Origin of the sequence: [Chlorobium] sp. 445 (genome assembly GCA_002763895.1) — a bacterium.
Taxonomy (GTDB): domain Bacteria; phylum Bacteroidota; class Chlorobiia; order Chlorobiales; family Thermochlorobacteraceae; genus Thermochlorobacter.
The window spans coordinates 43,020-50,179 of the sequence record NSLH01000019.1 but is presented as its reverse complement, the minus strand read 5'-3'; the positions used below and the strand labels follow the sequence as shown (position 1 = coordinate 50,179).

The 7,160-nt window shown below is 48.2% G+C and carries 10 protein-coding genes; 5 read left to right on the top strand and 5 right to left on the bottom strand.

From position 1 onward, the window contains the following. The first annotated feature begins 26 nt into the window (after window positions 1-26). Entirely contained in the window at window positions 27-332 is a 306-nt protein-coding gene (locus tag CMR00_08745) for a low molecular weight phosphatase family protein (protein PIO47762.1), read from the top strand. A gap of 2 nt (window positions 333-334) precedes the next feature. On the opposite strand, the gene CMR00_08740 is transcribed toward CMR00_08745, so the two are convergent. From CMR00_08740 to CMR00_08730, 3 genes are read right to left on the bottom strand one after another with little or no spacing between them, the layout of a single operon-like run. After that, window positions 335-817 (bottom strand): hypothetical protein, encoded by a 483-nt coding sequence (locus tag CMR00_08740; GenBank protein PIO47761.1) that lies wholly within the window; start codon window positions 815-817, stop codon window positions 335-337. Window positions 818-876: 59 nt separating this feature from the next. After that, on the bottom strand, window positions 877-1,365 hold the full coding sequence (locus CMR00_08735; protein ID PIO47766.1) for a molybdenum cofactor carrier: 489 nt from the start codon (window positions 1,363-1,365) through the stop codon (window positions 877-879). A gap of 9 nt (window positions 1,366-1,374) precedes the next feature. Then, window positions 1,375-2,154 (bottom strand): hypothetical protein, encoded by a 780-nt coding sequence (locus CMR00_08730; protein ID PIO47760.1) that lies wholly within the window; start codon window positions 2,152-2,154, stop codon window positions 1,375-1,377. Between CMR00_08730 and CMR00_08725 the strand changes: the two genes are divergently transcribed. Then, a complete protein-coding gene (locus CMR00_08725; GenBank protein ID PIO47759.1) occupies window positions 2,140-2,373 on the top strand; it encodes a hypothetical protein in 234 nt (77 codons plus the stop codon). The two genes, CMR00_08730 and CMR00_08725, sit on opposite strands and share 15 nt — an antisense overlap. Here CMR00_08725 and CMR00_08720 read toward each other — a convergent pair. After that, window positions 2,364-3,626: a hypothetical protein gene (locus CMR00_08720; GenBank protein ID PIO47758.1), complete on the bottom strand. Its 1,263-nt coding sequence runs from the start codon at window positions 3,624-3,626 to the stop codon at window positions 2,364-2,366. The genes CMR00_08725 and CMR00_08720 overlap by 10 nt on opposite strands. A 232-nt stretch (window positions 3,627-3,858) precedes the next feature. Between CMR00_08720 and CMR00_08715 the strand changes: the two genes are divergently transcribed. From CMR00_08715 to CMR00_08705, 3 genes are read left to right on the top strand one after another with little or no spacing between them, the layout of a single operon-like run. Next, a complete protein-coding gene (locus CMR00_08715; GenBank protein ID PIO47757.1) occupies window positions 3,859-4,383 on the top strand; it encodes a hypothetical protein in 525 nt (174 codons plus the stop codon). Between the two features lie 53 nt (window positions 4,384-4,436). After that, entirely contained in the window at window positions 4,437-4,832 is a 396-nt protein-coding gene (locus CMR00_08710) for a molecular chaperone Tir (protein ID PIO47765.1), read from the top strand. A 31-nt stretch (window positions 4,833-4,863) separates the two neighbouring features. After that, the gene (locus CMR00_08705; GenBank protein PIO47756.1) at window positions 4,864-5,631 is read left to right on the top strand and encodes a phage shock protein A; all 768 of its coding nucleotides are present in this window, start codon (window positions 4,864-4,866) and stop codon (window positions 5,629-5,631) included. Window positions 5,632-5,737: 106 nt separating this feature from the next. Here the strand turns inward: CMR00_08705 and CMR00_08700 are convergent, their stop codons facing one another. Then, complete coding sequence (locus CMR00_08700) at window positions 5,738-7,159, bottom strand: glycolate oxidase subunit GlcD (protein ID PIO47755.1); 1,422 nt, start codon at window positions 7,157-7,159, stop codon at window positions 5,738-5,740. Window position 7,160: the final 1 nt, after the last annotated feature.

The window sequence follows — 7,160 nt, the reverse complement described above, 5'->3', positions numbered from 1 at the left end:
CTAAAAATTCACGGCAACGGGGGAATGTGGAGGCCTACAGTTTCAGGCTCGCGCCGTCGGGCAAGGTCAATCCGAAAGCCATTGAAGCGATGAAGGAACTTGGCTACGACCTTACCACACACACATCAAAATCGCTCAATGAAATTCCCGATATCGAGTATGATTTTGTGGCAACGATGGGTTGCGGCGATGAATGTCCCTTTGTGCGCGCCAAGATTCGTGAGGACTGGGCAATTCCCGACCCGAAACACATGGAGCCCGAAGAGTTTCGCAAAGTGCGCGATTTAATTGAAGCAAAAGTCAAAGACATGCTTGCGCGAATTGGCGCGTAACTTTACTCGGTTGCGAAAATTTCTGCAAGCGAGAGTTCAATACCACTGGTGTGGTCGCTGACTGTGCCTTGTACGAAGGTTTTGGGTGGTGCAAATGCAGTGAAGACGGACACAGTTTGCAGCGCAGGTTGAATCACCCACACGGATTTTACTCCGATTTCAAGCAGAGCTTTGACTTTTTCAAGGAGTGTTTCCATTGCTTGCGAAGGGCTTTGAATTTCAACAGCAAGAATTGGCGGTTCAGCAAGTTCAGGTTTAATTTCAAGCCAATTAACGGGGCGCTTGTTGAAGACCAAGACATCGGGCGTAACACTTGCCGTTGGTGTCGGAATAGAGACTTCAGAGACTACGGAAAACTGCTTGCCGTATTGCTGGCGCAGACTGACAATCAGGTTAGCTTGAATGTAGCCGTGGTTAAAGTTTGGCATGGGTTTTCCGCGCTCGAGTTCGTAGTCGGAGAGTGTGTCAAGGACTTGCGTTTTCATCGTTCAGTGTTGTTTGAGTTGAAAAGAAGATACGAAAAGCGGAAAATATCGTGTGGAGTTTAGGCTTGAGTGTGTTTGAGTTGTAAGAGCGCAGGTTTCAAGGTGCGTGCTGTAGCAAGTGCGATGCCGTTGCAAGTCTTTTCGCTTGGACCGGCGATGTTAAGTGTTGAGGGTTGCAGTCTCAAGAGCCATTGGAGGATGGTGTGTGTAGCCTGTGTTGAGAAGGGGTTGGCAATCAGTGAAGGTTTGCCATAGTGTTGGGTGCACGCGATTGTCCAAGCAGTGCCGGGGTCGGGTTGGAGTGTATCGGGCAGGAGAATCAGTGTGGCGTGGCTATCGCGTACGTTCCATTCGGTGCGCAGGGAGCGGGCGATGTGTGGGGCGCGTGTGCTGTGTTCTTCGGGTGTTGGAATAAGCGGGAATATATCGGGGATTTGACCGTCTTCGCAGGCACGGTTGGGTGGGCACCAGCCGCCGATGTCGAAGCCAAGTTCGAGCGCAAGTTGCAGCGCGGCTTGATCGACGCCGGTTTGTCCGCCAGAGATAATTTTTGAAGCTTAGGCATTGAACCAGTATGTTACTTTTAGCACCACGCCGCGATTGCGAACACCAAAAGTTTCTATGTGATAGTTATCGGTATAGACGAGGAAGACATCGCTCATTGGGGCAAAGCGCCACTGCAAGCGAGCATTGAGGTTAATGTTTTCGAGTTGTGTGTTATACTGCAAGAATGCGGTGATAAAAAGTTCGCGTGTAAGAGAAAGATCGAAGCGTCCTTGCAGCAAAGTGAGTGTTGCACTGCGAAAGGGCTCGGGCAGCAGGATGTAATTTTGTTCAAGCCCAAGTGAAATTAAGCCGTAAGGTTGCGCACGGTAGCGTGCTGTCAGGCTATACTGAAAACGATTGCCATTGAAATACCCGCCATAGTTGCCAGAGCCAGAAAGAGAAAAACGCTCACGCAAGTCTGTCTCAAAATAAGCGCCATAGATTTGATACTCGTAGACCCCCAAGGACAGTTGATTGTCAGGTTCATTGCGTCCAGTAGGGTCAAAAGGAAAAGTCAGTCGAGTAAGGATGTCTCTGAAAGCGATGCCAAATCGAGCGGTGTTTTGCAGATTGAAAAAGTAAGTGAGCTCGAGCGCTCGGTCAAGTTCGGTGTTGAAGTCTTGCGATCGATACATATCGAGCCGAAAATCCAGACCATGATTGTTGATGAAATTTGACTTAGGGTAGAAGCGGTAAGTAGCTTGTGGTTCAAAGCGCCAGACCCCGCGTCGGGGCACGAAGCCGACTTCAGGGTTATAGTGCTCGCCGATAAACTCGTGGTTCCATTCCAAGCGAAACTCGGGCTGTTCATAGCGCAGGAAAAGTGCGGTAGCGTATTGATGTGGTTGAGCGCGTGGGGTAAAGTTATGGTGATAAAACAAGCGTCCAATCCATCGCCCATCGAAGGTGCCGAGATTAAAATCCACGCCAAAGACGCGATTAAAATCATTGCCTTCAATGCCGCGATAATTTGCCCCTTGACGATTGACGCCAAAGACCGTCAGGCTTGAGCGCTCAAAGAGCAGGCGTTGCAGTACAGCAACGGAGTAATTGTTCCCATTATACCGAAGCGAATCGTTGCGCGCTGTTTGAAGCGTGAGGGCGCCGATACGCCAATTGGCATCCAGATTGCCCGAGAGCCGCGCGCCAGCCAGAATTTGTGTCGGCTGACCGTTAAAGAGACCAATTTGGCGAGAAAAAATGGACGAATGCGTGAAAAACCCAGCGATGAAAAAAGGTCGCTATTTTCTAAGAAAAATTGGCGCAGTTCAGGAAAAAAGATGGTGAAGCGATCAAGGTTCGTGATTTGTCGGTCGACATCGACTTGTGAAAAATCAGGATTGAAGGTCAAGTCAAGGTTAAGTGCAGAGCTGAGAGCAAGTTTGGCATCGCCGCCGAAGTTTGCGGTCGGATTGGGGAATGTGCGCGTTTGGTAATTTGCATTCATGCTGCCAATGGTGTAAGGGATAAAAGAGAGATTTGCGCTACGGTTCTCAGGAGCACTCTCCCAGAGCAGTTCGCCAGCAAAAGCAAGGTTAGCGATGCGAAATGCGCGTGGAATGGGTGCCCAAGAGGAGCTTTCAGGGACTTTGAGGTTATTGCGTACAAAATTGATGCGCCAGCTGCCAGTGCCGCTCTTGAAGCGCAGCGTATTGAAGGGAATGGCAAGCTCTGCGATCCACTTACCAGAATCAATGCGTGCTTCTGCTTGCCAGGCATTGTCCCAAGTGGCACTGGAGCCAAACCCGCCGCCACCTGAAATGAGCCCTTCAGACTGTACGCCAAAAGGACTAACGCTGAACAAAAAGCCTGTGGTCTGATTCGAGAGCGGGTCTATGACGACGCTAAAGTTGTCGTTATCTTCGTAGCCAAAATCGCGCCGAAGCGATTGCACGACAAAATCGGCGTTGGAGTGATCATAGCAAATGGCACTGATGTAGAGTGTGGCATCGTCGTATGTGGCACGCACTTCGGTTTGTGCGCAAGCAAGTGAGGTATCAAATGGGAAGTTCTGTATGAAGCCAGTAGCAACCTCAGCGTCTTGCCACGCCTGTTCGTTAAGGTGTGCGTCAATCGTGATGCGGTCAATGGCTTTCTTGATAAAAAGCCTCTTCAACGAACCCACACGGATGGAATCAGCATGAGGGTGTGCAGGAGCGTCAGAAGTGACAAAAAGGAAAAAAAACAAGCAACAGACTCGAAAAACAAAACGAATAATGCGATTCTTGAAAAGAAAGTGAATTCCAAAATGCGAAAGAGACATTTGACGGTTGTGTTGAACGTATAGTGAAGCAGTGCTTGATTTACGCACCCATGCAAGTGAAAGTTGCCTGTCCGACACTATTTCATAGTTAAGCGATTTTGATGAAACGCTCAGATATTTTAGATTAGTCAAATCAACAAGTGTGTCAGCAGCGCAGTCAAGAACGCAGAAGGCAACATGCAAAGTATTATCTGTAACTGTGCACTTGCCTAAATATACGACCTAAACCCAAATGAGTGTCCTATCACGTCTAATCCGAGTGTTAAAAGCATACCAACTCTCAGGCTTAAGGTCAGAGCGTTTGACAGAGGCTCGCTTGGAGGACTTGCTACGTGAGTTTGAGCTGCAATACAATCGGGCAAGAGAAAAAGCCTATCGAGCGTATCAGGCGCAGCAGAAAGCGCATCAAGAAAAAAAACACTACAAGCAGGATAAAGGTTACAGCTACAGCGATAGTGAACAGTTCTATCAGCACAACTGGCGCGATTCTTATCAAAATCAAAGTTATGGAAGTTCATCGCGCTACAGCTCAGCATCGAGCATGGACTCAAAAATAGCGGGCTACTATGCGAACTTAGAAATTCCTTATGGTTCAGATTTGGAGACGGTCAGGCGAGCATGGCGAAAGATGGTCGCTAAGTATCATCCCGATAAGTTTGCTGGGCAGCCTGAAAAGCAGCAGATTGCAACAGAGCTCACAAAGGGCATTAACCGCGCGTACGAAGAACTCACGAAATATTTAAGTAAGAAAAATTGAACTCAACCACCAACTAAATCCGACAAAAGACTATGCAAAATCCGTTCAACGAAGTGGAAACCCGCTTCCAAGCGATAAAGAATATGATTCTGGATATGGACTTGAAGATTGTCAAAGAAGACGAACAAAATGAAATTTTGGTAGTCGAAGATGAAGAATACGGTATTAAAAATATGGTGATTGACTGCGAGGATACAATTTTAGTCATTGAGCAAGTCATCATGCCCGTGCCAGAAAATCCGGGTGATTTTTATGAAAAATTGCTCAAAATGAACCGTACCTTAGTTCATGGAGCATTTGTGCTCGATGAAGAAGGTAAAAACGTCATTTTCCGAGACACACTGCAAATCGAGAATTTGGATCCAAATGAACTGTACGCTTCGATTGAAGCGCTCTCGTTCGGTTTGGCTGAACACAGCAGCGAACTTCTCAGATACGCAAAAGCATAAACACAAACTCTAAAAATTTGAAGGAGGTTTTATGGCAGGATTATTCAGAAGAATTTTCAGAGTTGCGCAATCGGAAGCGCATGCAGTCGTCGATAAAATGGAAGACCCTGTGAAAATGACGGAGCAAGGTATTCGTGAATTGCGTGCTGATTTAGCAAAATCAATTCAAGCGCTTGCGCAAGTGAAAGCGGTTGCTGTGCGGCTGCGCAAAGATGGTGAAGATCAGTTGCGTCAAGCTCAAGAGTATGAGCGCAAAGCCATGGCGCTCCTGCAGCGCGCACAAGCTGGCGATCTGGATATGGCAGAAGCTGAGCGATTGGCAACAGAAGCCCTCAATCGCAAGCAAGAGTTTGAGTCGCGTGGTCGCCAACTGCTGGCTGATGCCCAAATCCAGCAGCAGCAGTCCGATGCTTTGCAAGCGAAAGTGCAAAAACTTCAATCTACCATCACGCGCTACGAAAATGAACTGATAACACTCAAGGGTAGAGCGAAAGCCGCTGAAGCCACGAAGAAAATCAATCAGCAGCTCTCGGGCGTGGATGCATCAGGTACGATTGCAATGCTTGAAAAGATGAAAGAGCGCGTAACACAAACCGAAGCAGAAGCCGAAGCCTACGCACAAATTGCAGAAGCCACGACAACCGTGGATGAGCAAATCAACAAAGTGTTGGCAACGCCCTCAAAAGCAGCGGCGTCCGATTCCTTACTGGAACTCAAGCGCAAGATGGGCATGTTGCCTGCTGCTGATTCTGGCACAAGTGCAACAAGCGGAGCAAATACAACTTCGTCAGCCCTCTAAACGCATCAGTCATCAAAAAGCCAAAACTTGCAGGGCAACTGTCATAGTTGCCTTTTTTCATACAAAGGCACGGTGGTGTGTTTGAAATCGTGACGCTGCTAAGGCATTAAGCTATACGCCGCTCGCACTTGGTTTTGAAGAAAACGCGTGAATCAAAAATTTTATTAGGATTGAGAACATTATTGGGATCGAGCGCAGCCTTAAAGCGACGCATGACTTCAACTTGGGTTTCACCAGCAGCTCGCTCAAGAAATTTTTTCTTTGCAAGTCCAGTGCCGTGCTCACCTGTAATGGTGCCACCAAAATCAATGGCGGCATTAAATACTTTTTCGAAGAAAAGTTCACTGCGATGCACCTCATCCTTATCGCGCTCACTGATCAGGCAAGTGGGGTGCAAATTCCCATCGCCTAAGTGTCCGAAATTTCCGACAAGCACTTGATGCGCTTTAGAAAAGCGTTGCGTCAGTTCCAGCATCTGAGGCAGGGCGGAGCGAGGCACACTAGCATCTTCCAAAATCGTGGTGGGTTTTAGGCGTGCCAGAGCAGAGAAAGCAGATTTGCGCGCCAGTTTCAATTTCATGGCTTCTTCGTCAGATTCAGCGGCTTTGACAAAACTTGCGCCCAGTTTTTGGGCAATGCGAAAGACCGTTGCAGTATCCTCTTCCACAACGGCAGCATGTCCATCAAGTTCAATCAAAACCAGTGCAGCAATGTTGGTAGGCAAACCAATTTTAGCATAGCCTTCCACAGCTTGAATCGTGGTTTGGTCTAAAAACTCAAACATAGCGGGCACGACGCGCGCATGCGCAACTTCGCCAACAAACTCACCGACCTTTGCCAGCGACTCGAGATGCACTAAAATCACTTTTGATGCCGCGGGTTTGGGCAGCAGTCGAAGCGTGGCTTTGGTGAAAATGCCCAGCGTGCCTTCTGAGCCAATGAAAACATCTTTGAGGTTCAAGCCCTGAACGTCTTTGATCGAACGTGTGCCAAGCGTTACAAGGTCGCCAGAGGGCAAGACAACTTCCACTGTAAGCACATAGTTTTTGGTTACGCCATATTTCAAACCCCGCAAGCCCCCAGCATTTTCAGCGATGTTACCACCAATGGTGGAAATTGTCGCACTGCCCGGGTCAGGTGGATAAAAAAGCCCTTTGGCTTCAACCGCTTTTTGAAGTGTCGCTGTAATGACGCCAGCCTCAACAGTGGCTGTAAAATCTTCCTCGTTAATTTCAAGGATGCGGTTCATCGGCGGGAAAAGCAAGACAATACTATTTTCAACAGGCACACTGCCGCCTGAAAGCCCTGACCCAGAGCCGCGTGGCACAACAGCAAAACCAGCTTGATTTGCCAGCATCATGATTTTAGAAATAATTTCGGCAGAGCGAGGAATAACGACCGCATCGGGCTTTTGACGCAGCATGGGCGTCGCATCGTAAGAATAGAGCAATTTGTCAAGCTCCGAGTCTGAATAGTTCTCACTGCCAACAAGCTCACGCAAGGTCTTGAGCACACTTTTTGCAATCATA